Annotated in this window: 14 protein-coding genes; 2 read left to right on the top strand and 12 right to left on the bottom strand. The window is 72.2% G+C overall.

Annotation, left to right across the window (positions count from 1 at the left end):
* Positions 1-23 precede the first annotated feature (23 nt).
* From ACT54X_RS24100 to ACT54X_RS24045, 12 genes are all read right to left on the bottom strand, one after another.
* On the bottom strand, positions 24-785 hold the full coding sequence (locus ACT54X_RS24100; RefSeq protein ID WP_476349065.1) for an ABC transporter permease: 762 nt from the start codon (positions 783-785) through the stop codon (positions 24-26).
* Complete coding sequence (locus tag ACT54X_RS24095; protein WP_476349063.1) at positions 782-1,615, bottom strand: ABC transporter ATP-binding protein; 834 nt, start codon at positions 1,613-1,615, stop codon at positions 782-784. Before ACT54X_RS24095 ends, ACT54X_RS24100 begins: the two co-directional genes overlap by 4 nt.
* An 8-nt stretch (positions 1,616-1,623) precedes the next feature.
* On the bottom strand, positions 1,624-2,610 hold the full coding sequence (locus tag ACT54X_RS24090; RefSeq protein WP_476349061.1) for an ABC transporter substrate-binding protein: 987 nt from the start codon (positions 2,608-2,610) through the stop codon (positions 1,624-1,626).
* The gene (locus ACT54X_RS24085) at positions 2,597-3,133 is read right to left on the bottom strand and encodes a VOC family protein (protein WP_294377255.1); all 537 of its coding nucleotides are present in this window, start codon (positions 3,131-3,133) and stop codon (positions 2,597-2,599) included. Before ACT54X_RS24085 ends, ACT54X_RS24090 begins: the two co-directional genes overlap by 14 nt.
* A gap of 31 nt (positions 3,134-3,164) precedes the next feature.
* Entirely contained in the window at positions 3,165-4,421 is a 1,257-nt protein-coding gene (locus ACT54X_RS24080; protein WP_476349059.1) for an FAD-dependent monooxygenase, read from the bottom strand.
* Complete coding sequence (locus ACT54X_RS24075) at positions 4,418-5,818, bottom strand: amidase (protein WP_476349057.1); 1,401 nt, start codon at positions 5,816-5,818, stop codon at positions 4,418-4,420. Before ACT54X_RS24075 ends, ACT54X_RS24080 begins: the two co-directional genes overlap by 4 nt.
* A gap of 5 nt (positions 5,819-5,823) precedes the next feature.
* The gene (atzD, locus tag ACT54X_RS24070; protein ID WP_476349055.1) at positions 5,824-7,026 is read right to left on the bottom strand and encodes a cyanuric acid amidohydrolase; all 1,203 of its coding nucleotides are present in this window, start codon (positions 7,024-7,026) and stop codon (positions 5,824-5,826) included.
* A gap of 139 nt (positions 7,027-7,165) precedes the next feature.
* Entirely contained in the window at positions 7,166-7,864 is a 699-nt protein-coding gene (locus tag ACT54X_RS24065) for an aspartate/glutamate racemase family protein (protein WP_476349053.1), read from the bottom strand.
* 63 nt (positions 7,865-7,927) lie between these two features.
* Positions 7,928-8,638: a GntR family transcriptional regulator gene (locus tag ACT54X_RS24060; RefSeq protein ID WP_476349051.1), complete on the bottom strand. Its 711-nt coding sequence runs from the start codon at positions 8,636-8,638 to the stop codon at positions 7,928-7,930.
* 63 nt (positions 8,639-8,701) lie between these two features.
* Complete coding sequence (locus ACT54X_RS24055; protein ID WP_476349049.1) at positions 8,702-9,634, bottom strand: polysaccharide deacetylase family protein; 933 nt, start codon at positions 9,632-9,634, stop codon at positions 8,702-8,704.
* Between the two features lie 147 nt (positions 9,635-9,781).
* Positions 9,782-10,828: a tripartite tricarboxylate transporter substrate binding protein gene (locus tag ACT54X_RS24050; RefSeq protein ID WP_476349047.1), complete on the bottom strand. Its 1,047-nt coding sequence runs from the start codon at positions 10,826-10,828 to the stop codon at positions 9,782-9,784.
* A 389-nt stretch (positions 10,829-11,217) separates the two neighbouring features.
* The gene (locus ACT54X_RS24045) at positions 11,218-12,123 is read right to left on the bottom strand and encodes a LysR family transcriptional regulator (protein ID WP_476349045.1); all 906 of its coding nucleotides are present in this window, start codon (positions 12,121-12,123) and stop codon (positions 11,218-11,220) included.
* Positions 12,124-12,291: 168 nt separating this feature from the next.
* Here ACT54X_RS24045 and ACT54X_RS24040 point away from each other — a divergent pair, with 168 nt between their 5' ends.
* Together ACT54X_RS24040 and ACT54X_RS24035 are read left to right on the top strand one after the other, a co-directional pair.
* Positions 12,292-13,491: a ligase-associated DNA damage response exonuclease gene (locus tag ACT54X_RS24040; RefSeq protein ID WP_476349043.1), complete on the top strand. Its 1,200-nt coding sequence runs from the start codon at positions 12,292-12,294 to the stop codon at positions 13,489-13,491.
* Complete coding sequence (locus ACT54X_RS24035) at positions 13,488-15,302, top strand: ATP-dependent DNA ligase (RefSeq protein ID WP_476349041.1); 1,815 nt, start codon at positions 13,488-13,490, stop codon at positions 15,300-15,302. The genes ACT54X_RS24040 and ACT54X_RS24035 overlap by 4 nt, the downstream gene beginning before the upstream one ends.
* The last annotated feature ends 45 nt before the right edge of the window (positions 15,303-15,347 follow it).

Genomic DNA, 15,347 nt, shown 5'->3' with positions numbered 1-15,347 from the left:
GGACACAGTCATGGGGTCGTCTCTTACTTTCCGCCCCAGTGCACGAAGCGCCGCTCCGCCACCAGGAAGATCAGGTTCATCACGTAGCCCAGCAGGCCCGCCGCGAAGATCGAAGCGTACATGTCGGGCATGTCGAAGATGGTCTGGGCATTCATGATGCGCTGGCCCAAGCCGTCGGTGGAACCGATGAACATCTCGGCCACGATCACGATCACCAGCGCGATGGACACACCCGAGCGCATGCCCACGAAGACCTGCGGCATGGATTCGAGCAGCGTCACGTCGGTCAGCACCCGCCAGCGCGGCGCGCCCATCACGCGGGCCGCCAGCTGCCGCTGCTTGCGCGCGCTCATCACGCCATAGGCCACGTTGAACAGGATGGCCAGCGCCGCGCCGAAGGCCGCCACGGCGATCTTGGTCTTCTCGCCCACGCCGAACAGCACCAGGAAGAGCGGGAACATGGCCGAGGCCGGCGTCGAGCGGAAGAAGTCGATGGCGAACTCGATGCCCTCGTAGATCTTCTCGTTGGCGCCCAGGATCACGCCCAGCGGCACGGCCACCGCCAGCGCGATGACGAAGGAGACCAGCGTGCGCACGATGGTCTTTTCGAAGTCGCCCCACAGCGTGCCGCCGGAGAGCCCCTTCCAGAAGGCCTGCAGCGCCTCGCCGGGCGAGGGCAGCAGCACCGGGTCCACCGCCTTGGTGGCATGGGCGAAGGCCCACAGGGCCACCAGCAAGGCCATGCCCCACAGCGGCCGCAGTCGGGCCGAGAGCGTGGTCTTCATTTGCGCACCTCGCGTTGGAAGATCTCCAGCGCCCGCGTCTTCACATCGATGAACTCGGGCGTAACGGTCGTGGCCGCGGTGCGCGGACGCGGCGCATCGAAGGGCAGGTTGTCGGCCACCTGCGTGGGTCGCTTGGTCAGCAGCAGCACATGGTCGGCCAGCAGCACGGCCTCGTCCAGGTCGTGCGAGACGAGCAGCGTCGTCACCTTGCGCCCCACCAGCACCTTCTGCAGCCGCTCGCGCAGGAACATGACCATCTCGTAGTCGAGCGCCGAGAAGGGCTCGTCCAGGAACAGCACCTCCGGCTCCACCACCAGCGCCCGCATGATCGACACCAACTGCTGCTGGCCGCCCGACATCTGGTAGGGGTAACGCGAGAGGTCGAGCTTGACGTCGAAGTCGGCCATCAGCCTGTCCATGCGCGCCTCGCGCTCGCCCTTGGACAGGCCCAGGTACTGCAGCGGATAGCGGATGTTGTCGATGGCCCGCATCCACGGGAACACCGCCTCGCGGTAGTTCTGGAAGACGTAGCCGATGCGCGTCTCGCGTGCGGTCTTGCCCTCGAACAGGATCTGGCCGCCGTCGTGCGGCAGGATGCCCGCGATCATGTTGATCAGCGTGCTCTTGCCGCAGCCGTTGGGGCCGAAGACCGAGGTGATCCTGCCGTGCGGGATGTCGAGGTCGAAGTTCTCGTACACCGCCGCATCGCCGAAGCGCTTGGTCAGCCCGCGGATGGTGATGTGCGTGCCGGGCGCGAACCAGCGGTGGCCTGCGGCCGCCTCGGCGGCGGTGGCATGGGCGGGCGCGGTGCGCGGCGGGGAGACGTCCATGGCCCGCATCACAGCGCCTTGACCACGGCCTTGCCGTCGATCCTGTCCTTGATCACACCCAGCTCGGTGCCGATGTCCAGGAATTTCTGGAAGTCGGCCACGTCGGCCGGTGACAGGTCGCCCGTCATCACGATGCGCGGCAGCGGCACGGTGGCAGCCAGCTCCGGCGGCACCTTCATGCCCTGGACCAGGTAGCCGCGGGTGCTGGTGTCGGTCTGCGCGGCCTTCACGCCGCGCGCCCACACGGCGGCGAATCGCTTGGCGACCTCGGGCCGCTCGGCGATGAACTTGTCGGACAGCACGGCCCCGGCAGCGAAGGCCGAGGCTTCCTTGCGGCCCAGCAGGTAGGTGGCGATCACGCCCGTCTCCACGCGCCGGCCCACGCCCTGCGCCACCATGATGGTGGCCGAGGGCTCCAGCGTGTAGCCGCCGTCGAAGTTGCCCGACTGCAGCGCGCCCACGTGCACGCCGATCTGCTGCTCCTGGATGGTGAAGTCCTTGCCTTCGACCAGACCCACCTTCTTGAGCACCGCGCGCGCCGCGCCGATGTTGGCCGGGCCCGGCGCAGAGAAGAGCTTGAACCCGTTCTTGAAATCCTTGAGCGACTTGGCCGGGCTGGAGGCCTTGACCACGAACTGCTCGATCACATGCTGGCTGTTCTGGCCGTTGAGCGAGATGTACTTGAGCGTGCCGGGCCGGCGCGACTCCATGTTGGCGCCTTCCAGCGTCACCAGGTTGGCGGCGCCGTCGATGCTGGCCGAGACCAGGGCCTGCACCGTCAGCGGGTGGCTGGTCATCGGCACCTCTTCCACCTCCAGGCCGGCCTCCTTGAACCAGCCGCGGTTCTGGGCGATGTAGAAGGGCAGGGCGGCGCTGGACGGGAAGACGCCGAACTTGATCTTGTCGGCCGCATGGGCGACGCCCGCGAAGGGCAGGGCCAGTGCCAATGCGGCGGTGGCGCGTGCGGCAAGCCGCAGGAAGTCAGTGCGAAGCATGGGCGGGTTCTCCGGGAGGGTTCTTCAGGGAAAGGACGGGATAGGGTTCGGTGGCAAAGAAGGACTCGCCCGCGCGGTAGACGCGGCCGGGCGACATGTCGGGTGGGGCGCCGGCTTCCACCGCGCCCTCGAAGGTCAGTTCCAGCTGCACGCCGCTGGGGTCGTAGACGAAGAGCTGCCACAGCGTGGTGCCGGGCACCAGGAACTCGCGCCACGCCAGCCCCGCGGCGCGGAAGCGGGCGATGTAGGCGTGGTAGCCGCTGCAGGCCAGCGACACGTGGTCGATGGCGGCCGTGCCCTGCGGCACGCGGGCCTCGCCGCCCAGCGCCGGGCCGCCGGCATAGACGTGGATGATGGCCTGCCCGCCCGGCTGGCCGCAGGCGAGCCAGGCGCCGGGATAGCCGAAGTCGGGCCGGGGCACCTCGCGCAGGCCGATCACGCCGATCCAGAAGGCGCGCGTGGCGGTCAGGTCGGCGGTCTTGATGGCCAGGTGGAAGAGGCCGTGGGTGAGTGCGTTGTCCATGGGGCGTGGGGCGCAGGAGGACGAGCAGGAATCAGGCCGCCGGCATCGCGGCGGCGCTGGTCGTTGCGGCGCCGGCCTGGGCAGAGGCGTCATCCGGCACGCCCAGCGCCACGTCGCGGAACAGCGCCGCCAGCTCGGCCTGGAACGGCGCCTCGGTCTTCCAGCGTGTGCCGGCCACCGGGTCGGCGCCTTCGAGCATGGTGTCGGTGGCGCGCACCGACAGGTCCATCACGAAGCGCAGGCGCTCGGTGCGGGCCTCGGCGATGCGGTCGAGCCAGACGCGCGGCCTGCGCTGGCCGCGGGCCCAGGCATCCTCCACGATCAGCGCGGCGGCGCAGGCGTCTTCCATGGCTTGCGTCGCGCCCTGGCCCAGCGTGGGCGCCATGCCGTGGGCACTGTCGCCCAGGTAGAGCACGTCCACCTCGGGCTCGGCGAAGCGCACGTCGGCTTCCTGCATGCGGGCCCAGTGCGCGTCGTGCAACTGCGCGCACATGGCGTCCAGCAGCCAGCGCACGGCGGGGCTGGCCTCGCCCTGGGCAGGCTGGTAGGTGGCTCGCATCACGGCCTCGGTCTTCCAGGCGTCCTGCACCGGGGCGCCGGGGGCCACCGGGTAGGTGGCGGCGATGTAGACATGGTCCGGCGGCACGCGGAAGGCCAGCAGGCGGTGGCAGCCGCTGAACCACTGGCCGTAGTCGTCCACCAGGCCGGCGCTGGTGTCGGGCACCAGCACGCGCAGGATGGCGACGCCGATGTGTCGCGGCTCGGGCGCACCGGAGAAGGTCTCGCGCACGCGGGAGTAGCGGCCGTCGGTGCCCACCAGCAGGTCGATGCCGTCGATCTCGTGCGTGGCGCCACCCTGCGTGAAGCGCACGCGGGTCTTGCCCGGCGCCGTCTCGCTGGCGCCCACCGATTCGAGCGTGCAGCCGTAGCGGATGGCCGCGCCTGCGCCCTGGCGCAGCACGCGGTACAGCTCGGACCAGCGGATGCGGATGCCCGGGTTGTCGGCCACCTGCGCAAGCGGCAGCGCCATCAGCGGCGTGCCGTCGGTCAGGGCGATGTCCCAGCGGGTCCAGGGCAGGCTGGCGGCCTCCACCTCGGCAGCGAGCGCGGCGTCGAGCCGGCGCAGCGCCTTGATGGCGTTGGGCCCGACGTTCAGGCCGGTGCCGGCTTCGGCATGGTCGTCCGGGCCGACGCGTTCGAGGCAGTGCAGTTCCACGCCGGGCAGGCGGGCCAGGCGGCGGGCGAGGATGGCACCGGCCACGCCGGCGCCCACGATCACGATCTTCATGAGGGCATCTCTTCCTTGTCGAGGGCGGGCGGCCAGCACCAGGCCGGCGCGGCGTCGCGTTCCCACATCGCGCCGACGGCGCACAGCAGTGCGTCGCCGCCGCGGGGGGCCACCAGCTGCAGGCCCACCGGCAGGCCGTCTTCCGTCGGGCCGGCGGGCACGGCCAGCGCAGGCAGGCCGGCGCCGTTGACGAAGGCGGTGAACACGGCATGGCCGCGGCCGTCCACCGGCTGGCCGGCGATGGTGGCGGGATGGGATTGGTCGGCCGGCCAGGGCAGGGCCGCGCTGGCCGGGGTGAGCAGCAGGTCGTGGTGCGCGAACAGGCGCTGCAAGGCCTGCGCCAGCGCGCGCTGCAGCGCCTGGGCCTGGAACAGGTCGACCGCGCTGTGGCTGCGACCCTGCGCGAGCAGCGCGGCCATCGCGGGCGTGAGTTCGTCCTCGCGGCCGTCGACGCGGTCGCGCAGCACGGCGGCCAGGCCCGTGCTGGCGATGACCGGCCAGGCCCGGCGGTTGAAGTCCTCGACGTCGGGCAGCGAGGGCTGCACGACCATGGTGTGTCCCATCGCCTGCAGCCGCTCGGCCGCGGCATCGCTGCGCGCCAGGATGGCCGCATCGACCGGGCTGTCGCCGATGGCACGCCAGTAGGCGATGCGCAGCGGACCGGGGGCGTCGCACAGCGGCGTCAACCGGGGCGCGAGCAGGCGCAGGGCCCGCCGAAGATCGCCCATGCTGCGGGCGATGGGCCCGGCTTCTTCCAGCCCCGGCAGCAGCACGGGCAGGCCATCGGCACGCGGCACCATGCCGCGACCCGGCTTGAAGCCATAGAGCCCGGTGAAGCCGCAGGGCCGGCGGATCGAGCCGCCGCCGTCGGTGCCCAGGGCCAGCGGGCCGATGCCGGCCGCCACCGCCGCCACGGCACCGCCGCTGCTGCCGCCGGGCGTGAGTGCCGGGGCCCAGGGGTTGCCGGTGGGGCCGAAGAGCGGGTTGTCGGTGTAGCCCTGCAGCGTGAACTCGGGCACGTTGGTCTTGCCCAGGATCACCATGCCGCCCGCGCGCAGCCGTGCGACGGGGCTTTCGTCGCGCGCCGGCCAATGGTCGGCGAAGAGCCGGCTGCCCCAGCGGCACGGCAGGCCGGCCACGGGAAGGTTGTCCTTGACGGTGAGCGGCACGCCATCGAGCGGCGACAGCGGCGCGCCCCGTCGCCAGCGGGCCTCGCTCGCCTGGGCCGCCGCCAGTGCTGCGGCGTCATCACGCACCACCAGGGCGTTGAGCACGGGGTGCACCGCGTCGGCCCGGCTCAGCACGGAAAGCAGCGCCTCCACCGGCGACAGCGTGCGCCGCGCATAGGCCTGCGACAGGGCCTCGGCGCTCATCTGCCAGGCGTGCATGGCGGTCATGCGTGTCAGGCGACCGCCGCGATCACGGCCACCAGGCCGCCGCCATCCGGGCCCTGGTGCTCCGCGCCGCCCGAGACGAAGAGGCGCCCATCGCCCAGCACGCCGGCCACCAGCCCACCCACCGCGCCGCGGATGTGGCGCTGGGCATTGATGTCGGTGTCGTCCAGCATGGTGTGGCGGGCGCCGCGCACCTGGCCGCGGCGGTCGGGTTCGCACTTGACGAAGACGGCCGCCACGCGCGCTGCCTGCGCCGCCGGCAACTGCGGGGTGGCCGTGAGGCCCAGCGGGCGCAGCGCCTCGCCGACGGCCGCGATGTCCAGCGCGTCGCGCATCGGCGCGCAGCCCATGCGCAGCGGGCCCTGCCAGCGGGTGCTGTGGCCGAGCACGATCACCTCGTTGGCCTCCACCTCCACGCCGGAGGAAACGCTGGCGCGGGCCGAGAAGCGGTCGAAGTCCTGCAGCAGCGCACCTTCCAGCACCGGGTCGTCGGGCAGTTCGCCCAGCGCGATGGCGGCGCCGAAGGCCCCCGCCGCCCGGGCGAAGGCCATGGAGCGGCCGGGGTCCGCGGTCAGCACGGCGTGGCCGGCGGCCGCAGCCGCCTGGGCGCGGGCCGAGGTCACGCACGGGGACTTGAGCTGGACAAAGGCCACGTCCTCGGGCCGGTCGATGCCGGCCTGGTCCATGGCGGCGCGCACGGCCTGGGCGACCGCGCGCACATGGGTCCAGCGGCCGATGTCCTGCGCCGGCGTCGGGGGGCTGAAGGCGGTGCCGATGGCAAGGGCGGCGGAGGCCGCATCGATCGTCCGGGCGTCGGCGGGGGCGTCGACCGGGGCGTCGGTGCTGGCGCCGCGCGCCGCATGCGCCGGCACCAGACGGCGCGAGAAGACCACGTAATGCGGGCTCAGCACGCCTTCGGTGCCGCCCGAGAGCACGCAGGGCAGCGCGCGCCAGATCGCCTCGGCCGGGCGGCCGGTGCGCTCGGCCAGCAGCTGCATCAGCGACTGGGTGAAGTAGCCGCGGGTGAAGTCGTTCACGCCGCCATTGCCCTCGGTCTTGCCGATGACCGCCACCACCTCTTCGGCGGCCACGGTGCCGGCGTCGAACAACGCGGCCAGGGCCGACAGATCGCCGGGATGGGCCATGGCCAGGCGGTGCACGGCCAGCTGCGGGCGGAGGTCGGCGGGAGTTGAAAGGAGGGCGGAAGTCATGATGCGCTGCACAAGATGACCGCAGTATGGGCAGCGGCTGCGCCAACCTCCAGCGCATTGTTTCGCTCGGAGCGAGCGCAATTTGTGTGCAGTCGGTCCGGTCGCCCCTCCGCCGTTCGGCGCAGCGTGCTGGGGCGGGTCAGGCGCCCGGTGCGATCGGCAGCGCGCGCCACTGCGCCAGCGCGGCCTGCAGCCCGTCCTCCAGCAGGCCGCCGTAGCGCAGCGTGGGCCGCATGCCGGCAAAGCCGGCGCCGCCGAGCATGCAGTCGGGCGCCGTGCCGCCCGGATGCGCGCCGGCCAGATCGTCCAGCGCCCGCTGAACCAGCGCCGAGAAGGCGGCGGGGTTCTGGCTGCCGGCCAGCCCGGTGGTGTCGAGTGTGGTGATGCCGTGCAGCAGCGGCCAGGCGCTGGTGTGGCGCGCGGCCAGCTCATGCAGCATCGGCCCCCAGGCCTTGCCGGCGGTGACGATGTGGAAGGGGCGCCCGCGGGCCAGCGCCTGCAGCATGCTCGACTCGGCCATGCCCAGCACCGGCACGCGGCTGGCCGCACGCAGCGCCGCCAGGCCCGGGTCGCCGTAGCAGGACAGCAGCACGGCATCGGCCCAGCCGTCGTCCACCGCCGGCCAGGCGCGGGCGGCGGCCTGGGCGCCGGCGGCAAAGCTCTCGCGGGTGGCGATCACCGGCGGTCCGTCGTCGCAGGTGAAGCCGCGCAGCTCCACCTGGCCGGCCGTCAGCCGGCGCAGCTCGTGCAGCACGGCGTCCGTCATGGCGGCCGTGCGGTTGGGGTTGAGCACCAGCAGCCGGGGGCGGGGCGGCAGGGCGGGAGCGGTCTGGGTCATGGCAGGGCCCGGTGAAGGTGACAGCGGTGCCGGTCGGTGAAAGCAGCGCCCGTGCCCGCGGGGTCAGGCGGCCGGCTGGGCCAGTCCGGCCTGGGCGTCGGCCCAGGCCTCGGCGATGGCCTGCTCGGCGTCCACTTCGGCTTCGGGCGCGGCGCGGGGCTTGAGCCGCGTCTCGATCAGCGACAGGTGCACCTGCATGGCCTTCATGGCGCCGGCCGCATCGCCGCGCCGCAGGGCCAGGGCGATGGCCTCGTGCTCCTCGCAGCCGCAGCCCGAGGCGCTGGCCGGCTCGAAGAAGGCCACCAGCATGGCGGTGCGGCTGACCAGCTCCTGCAGCTGCCGCACCACGAAGGGGCTGCCGGTGAACTCGGCCAGCAGCAGGTGGTATTCGCCCGACAGCCGGATCGAGGCCGCACGGTCGCCCGCATGCAGCGCGGCATGCTCGCGCCGCTCATGTTCGGCCAGCGCCTCGAGCTGCGAGGGGCTGAGCGCGCCGGCCAGGCTGCCGACGATGCCGCCTTCGATGATGCGGCGGGCGTCATAGATCTCGCGCGCCTGTGCCAGCGTGGGGTTGCTGACGAAGCAGCCCCGGTTGGGCACCAGGTCCAGCAGGCGCTCGTGACCCAGGCGGTGCAGCACCTTGCGCACCCGCTCGCGCGAGACACCGAAGACCTGCGCCAGCCGCGTTTCCACCAGCTGGGCGCCGGGCGCGAGCCGCCCGGCCAGCAGCGTCTGCGCCAGCGTTCGGTGGATGGCCTCTTCCGTCGGATGCATCCGGACGACTTTAGCGCAGGCCCTCGGGGCGCCCATCCGCGCGATCCCTGTCGGCGGGCGCCGTCATCCGGCGGCGGTGGCCGCGGCGTCGGGGCGCGGCGCGTGGGCCAGCCAGTGGCGGGCGATCTGCTCGCGCGTGGCGATCCAGGCGCCACCGCGGCGGCGCAGGTGATCGAGGATCAGCGCCAGCGCCTTCATGCGCGCCGGCCGGCCGATCATGCGCAGGTGCAGGCCGACCGACATCATGCGCGGCCGTGTGGCGCCTTCGTCGTGCAGCCAGTCGAAGGCGTCGCACACGTATTCGGCGAACTGTGAGGCGGTGGCGAAGCGCTGCGTGTGCTGGAACTGCATGTCGTTGGTGTCGAAGGCATAGGGCAGCACCAGGTGCGGCCGGCCGGCCACCGGCACGAAGAAGGGCAGGTCGTCGTTGTAGGCGTCGCTGTCGTAGAGGAAGCCGCGCTCGGCCAGCAGCGCCCGGGTGTGCGGCGTGCAGGCCGAGCGCGTGTGCCAGCCCACCGGCCGCCGGCCGCAGGCGGCCTCGATGGCGGCGAGGCAGGCGTCCATGGCGGCGGCCTCCTGCGCGGGCGCCATGCCCGCGTGGCTCTCCCAGCGCCAGCCGTGGGCCGAGACCTCGTGCCCGCGGGCCACCGCATCCTGCGCCAGCCAGGGGCTGCGCGCCACCGCGCGGCCGCAGGCGCTGACGGTCATCGGCGCGCGATGGCGTTCGAGGAGCTCGGCGATGCGCCACCAGGCGGCGCGGGTGCCGTATTCGAAGTGGCTGTCTATGCACGGATCCCAGCCGGTGCGCGGGTCGATCACCTCGTACACCGACTCGTTGCGCGCATCGCCATCGGCCACCGAGAACTCGGCGCCCTCCTCGAAGTTCAGCACGAAGGAGACCGCCACCCGCGCCCCGCCCGGCCAGGCGACGGCGGGTGGGCGGTTGGCGTAGCCGATGAAGTCGCGGGTGCTGTGAGAGGGCTGAGTTGAAGTCATTGAAGCGGGGGTAGCGCTTAAGAAGAATCGAAAGGCCGCGGAGCAGGCCACGCCAGTGCAGCCGCGAAACCGGCTTTGCCGGGCCGCCGGGTGCGCCCCTTGAGGGGGAGGCGGCTACACGAAGTGAGCAAGCAACGGGGTGGGCTCTTAATCTGCTTTGATGTTGCGGTCTTTGACGACTTTGGCCCAGCGCGTGAACTCGGCATTGAGGTAGTCGTTGGCCTGGGGCAGTGTGGTCGTGATGACCTGGCCACCGGTGTCCTCGATGCGCGTGCGGAACTCGGGCAGGGCAGCCAGCTTGCGCAGCTCGGCATTGACCTGCTCCAGCACCGGCCTGGGCGTCTTGGCCGGCGCCAGCAGCATGTACCAGGACACGAATTCGTAACCCGGGATGCCGGCCTCGGCCACCGTCGGCACGTTGGGCAGCTTGGGCGCGCGCTTGGCGCCGGTCACGGCCACGGCATTGAGCTTGCCGCTCATAACCATCGGCAGCGAGGACGTGATGATGTCCACCGACAGCGGCACGCGGTCGGCCATCACGTCCTGCAGCGCGGGGGCGGCGCCCTTGTAGGGCACGTGGGTCATGCGCACGCCGGCCATCGACTCGATGAGCGCCGCGCCCACGTGGCTGGTGGAGCCCACGCCGGACGAGGCGTACTGCACCTCCTCGGGCTTGGCGCGGGCCATGGCCAACAGGTCCTTGAGCGATTTGTCCTTGAGCGCCGGGCCGGTCACGATGACGCTGGGCACCTCGGCCACCACGCCGACGGGCACGAAGTCGGCGCGCGTGTCGTAGGGCAGCTTGCTGTACATGAAGGGGTTGACCGCATGGCCGATGGTCACCATCAGGAAGGTGCTGCCATCGGCCGGCGACTTGGCCGTCACGTCGGTGCCGATGATGCCGCCCGCGCCGGGCTTGTTGTCGATGACGATGGGCTGGCGGTTGCCCGTGGCCTCGGCCAGCTTCTGGCCCACCAGGCGGGCGTACACGTCGGCTGCGCCGCCGGGCGGGAAGGGCACGACGATCTTCACGGGGCGGTCGGGCCAGGCAGCGGGCTCGGCGGCAGTGGCGGACAGGGTCGTGCCCAGCAAGGCCGCGGCGAGCAGCCCGCCGAGCAGGGCGGCGGACAAGGTGCGGCGGGTGGATCGGGCCGGCAGTCGCACGGCGGAGGAAGAGAGAACAGGGCGGTTCATGGCAGCTCCAGCTGAAGGTTGGGCGGGTGCCGCGCTTCGCCTCGGGAAGTGCCTGCACCTGGATTGTGCACTTCATTGATTTGATTGTGCACAATTTAGACTGCTAGCGGCTTTCGTGCCAAGGTGGTGGGTTAGTGCTTCAAGTGCTGGTCATCGGCAGTCGCCGGGCACGGGCGCGCCAGAGGTGTTGCGTGCGGCTGGCTCCCTCCCCTTCTGGGGGAGGGCTGGGGTGGGGGCCTGTGCCCCACCGAACCCTCCGTCCGGCGCTGGCCCCCATCCCAGCCTTCCCCCAGAGGGGGAAGGGGCCAAACCGGAGCTGCGATGGGCTACCGTCGTGACTTTCGCCTGCAGGTGGGGCGCCGACGTGCCTCTGGATGGCCGCCTCAGCCTCAGTGCGGTAGCGCCGCCAGCGCGTTGACCAGCGCCTCCTGGAACGACAGCGCCGCGATCGGCAGCATCCTTCCTTCGCGCGTGGCCAGCACCAGCTGGCTGCTGGTGAGCGACCGGTCCGTCAGCGGGATCGACACCAGCTCCCCGGTGCGCACCTCGCGCAGGGTGCCGATCCGGAACTGGAAGCTGATCGCCCCCGTCTGCCGCGTGAACTCCTTGAGCGTCTGAACCGCGCTGGCCTCCAGCGCCACCTTCAGCTGCAGCCGCGAGCGGGCCATCACCGCATCGAGCAGCCGCCGGCTGCCGAAGGAACGGTCGCCCAGCGCCACCACGAACTCCTGGCAGTCGGCCAGGCGCAGGCTCTCGCGGCCGGCCAGGGGATGGTCGGGGCGCAGCATGGCGCACAGCGGCTGGTCCAGCGCGCTGATGACGCGCAGCGACTCGGACGGCTGCGGGTCGTGCACCAGCACCATCTCCACGTCGTCGGCCATCAGCTGCTGCACCAGCTGGGCCGTCACGCCCGACACCACCTGGAACTGCACACCCGGATGCGCCTGCTGGTAGTGCGCAATGGTGCGCGGCATCAGGTCGCTGGCCACCGACTCGGCGCAGCCGATGCGCACCGTGCCGCGCACCAGGCCGCGCAGCTGCTCGATCTGCGAGGCGGCCGAGCGCAGGTCGCCCAGCGTGCGTCGCACCGCCGTCAGCAGCACCTCGCCGGCCGCCGTCAGCCGCACGCCGCGGGGCAGGCGCTCGAACAGGGGCGTGCCGATCTCCGCCTCGATCTCCAGGATCTTGCGGTTGAGCGCGGTCGAGGCCACGTGCAGCTTTTCGGCCGCCTTGCGGATCGAGCCGGCGCGGGCGACGGCATCCAGATAGACGAAGGAGCGCGGCGGGTGGAGCATGGCGAGGGCATTGTGCAGGGGGCTGTCGCAGCGGGCCCTGCCGAGCCGAATGCCGGGGCGCTGCATCGCCCAGGCCCGGCGCAGGCGTAGGCACCCGCCCACAGGGCGAAGCGCCCCCCGGGGCATGCGCCCGCGCGCCCCGCTGCCTAACATCGGCGGGCCATGCCCATGGAGACACCGCCCGAGACCGAATCGCTCCCGCCACCGCGCGCCGTGTCGCGCCCAGGCGATCTGGTCGTCGCCCGCCCCGAAGGCCTGTACTGCCCGCCCGGCGACTTCTACATCGACCCCTGGCGTCCGGTCGACCGGGCCGTCATCACGCATGGCCATTCGGACCATGCACGCTGGGGCCACAACCACTACCTGGCGCACGAGCAGGGCGAGGGCATCCTGCGCGCCCGGCTGGGCGTCGACATCACGCTGCAGACCCTGCCCTATGGCCAGGCCATCGAGCACCAGGGCGTGCGTATCTCGCTGCATCCGGCCGGCCATGTGCTGGGCTCGGCCCAGGTGCGGCTGGAGCATGGCGGCCAGGTCTGGGTGGCGTCCGGCGACTACAAGACCGAGCCCGACGGCACCTGCACGCCCTTCGAGCCGGTGCGCTGCGACTGCTTCATCACCGAATCCACCTTCGGCCTGCCCATCTACCGCTGGCCCACGCAGCCGGAGCTGTTCGCGCAGATCGACGACTGGTGGCGTCGCAACGCCGAGGAAGGCCGCGCCAGCGTGCTGCTGGGCTATGCCTTCGGCAAGGCGCAGCGCATGCTGCATGGCGTGGACGCCTCCATCGGGCCGATCGTGGTGCACGGCGCGGTGGAGCCCCTCAATGCGGTCTACCGCGCGGCGGGCGTGGCGCTGCCGCCCACGCTGCGCGTGACCGACCCCGGCGTCGATGCCGCGATGCTGCGCCGCGCCCTGGTGGTGGCGCCGCCCTCGGCCCAGGGCAAGCCGTGGATGCGCCGCTTCGGCGCCAATGCGTCCGACGCCTTCGCCAGCGGCTGGATGCTGCTGCGCGGCACGCGCCGGCGCCGCGGCGTGGACCGCGGCTTCGTCATGAGCGACCACGCCGACTGGCCCGGCCTGCACAACGCCATCGCCGCCACGGGCGCCGAGCGGGTGATGGTCACGCACGGCAGCGTCGCGGTGATGGTGCGCTGGCTGCGGGAGAACGGGCTGGATGCGCAGGCCTTCGCCACCGAATATGGCGACGAGGATATTGCCGACGCGCCCGAGTCCGCGGACAAGCCGGCGACGCAGGCACCACCGCCGGTCGATTCGCCACAGGCCGCGCTGGGCCTGGATGCCGCCGATGCGCCTGCCAGGGACGACGAACGGGGCGGCCAAGCCCGGGACCCCGCCGGGCGATGAAAGCCTTCGCCGCCCTCTACCGCGAGCTGGACGCCAGCACGTCCAACCTGGTCAAGCAGGCCGCCCTGCAGCGCTACCTGCGCGCCGCGTCGCCGCGCGATGCGGCCTGGGCGGTGTACTTCCTGGCGGGCGGCAAGCCACGCCAGCTGGTGCCCGTCAAGCTGCTGCGCCTGCTGGCGCAGGAGGCGGCGGGCCTGCCCGAATGGCTGTTCGTCGAAAGCTACGAGGCCGTGGGCGACCTGGCCGAGACCATCGCGCTGCTGCTGCCGCCTTCCGACGGCACCCACGAGCTGGGCCTGGCCGACTGGGTGGAGCAGCACCTGCTGCCCCTGCGCGGCGCGCCGGCCGAGGGCCTGCCCGACACGCTGCGCGCGCAGTGGCGGCTGCTGGCGCCGGAGGAGCGGCTCGTCTACTTCAAGCTCATCACCGGGGCCTTCCGCGTCGGCGTCTCCAAGCTGCAGGTCACGCAGGCGCTCGCGGCGGTGGGCGGGCTGGACCCGAAGCGTGTCGCCCAGCGGCTGATGGGCTACACCCACATCGGCGCGCGGCCCGGCGAGGCGGACTATGCCGCGCTGATCGCGCCCGAAGCCGCCGAGGGCGAGGGAGCGCCCATCAGCGGCGGCCAGCCCTATCCCTTCTTTCTGGCCCATCCCTTCAACGAGCCACTGGAGCGTTTCGACGAGCTGCTGGGGCCGCCCTCCGGCTGGCAGGTGGAATGGAAGTGGGACGGCATCCGCGCCCAGATCGTCTGCCGCGATGGGCAGGCCTGGATCTGGTCGCGGGGCGAGGAACTGGTCAGCGAGCGCTTTCCCGAGCTGGCCGCGCTGGGCGACGCGCTGCCGGACGGCACGGTGCTGGATGGCGAGATCGTGGTGTGGCGGGATGGGCCGGTCGAGGCTGAAGCGCGTGCTGCCAGCGCCGACGCAGACGAAGACGCCGACGCGGATGCGGATGCGGATGCGGATGACCCTGCAGTCGACGCAGCGCCCGGCGCCCGCGCCGCGAGGGCCGCCGCTGCCGGCGTCGCCCCGTCGCCCGCGCGCACGGCCGGCCGTGTGCAGCCCTTCGCCGAGCTGCAGAGGCGCATCGGCCGCAAGACCCTCACGCCCAAGCTGCTGCGTGAGCTGCCGGTGGTGCTGCTGGCCTACGACCTGCTCGAAGAGGCCGGCCAGGACCTGCGCGCGCTGCCCCAGCACGTGCGCCGCGCCCGCCTCGATGCCCTGCTGGCCGAGGTGAACCATCCCGTGCTGCGCGCCAGCCCCGTGCTCACGGGCGACAGCTGGGCCGACCTGGCGCGCCAGCGCGAGGCCTCGCGCAGCCTGGGCGTGGAGGGCTTCATGCTCAAGCGCCGCGACGCGCAGTACGGCGTGGGCCGCACCAAGGACGTCGGCCTGTGGTGGAAGTGGAAGATCGACCCGCTCACGGTCGATGCCGTGCTCATCTACGCCCAGCGCGGCCACGGCCGCCGCGCCAGCCTCTACAGCGACTACACCTTCGCCGTGTGGGACGGCCCGCCGGAGCAGGAGGGCCGCCAGCTGGTGCCCTTCGCCAAGGCCTATTCGGGCCTCACCGACGCCGAGATGGCGAAGGTCGACGCCGTGATCCGCAAGACCACCATCGAGAGCTTCGGCCCCGTGCGCAGCGTGCGGCCCACGCTGGTCTTCGAACTCGGCTTCGAGGGCATCGCCCGCAGCCCCCGCCACAAGAGCGGCATCGCCACGCGCTTCCCGCGCATGCTGCGCTGGCGGCAGGACAAGCCGGTGGAAGAGGCGGATACGCTGCAGACGCTGCAGGCTTTGTTGCCGGCATGATCGTCTGATAACCTTCCCGGACGCGATATTTTTCGCCCACACAAA

It is taken from the genome of Pseudacidovorax sp. DMC4 (assembly GCF_056314265.1).
Note: the sequence above shows the minus strand (reverse complement) of the source record. Positions and strands in the feature narration are given on the sequence as shown.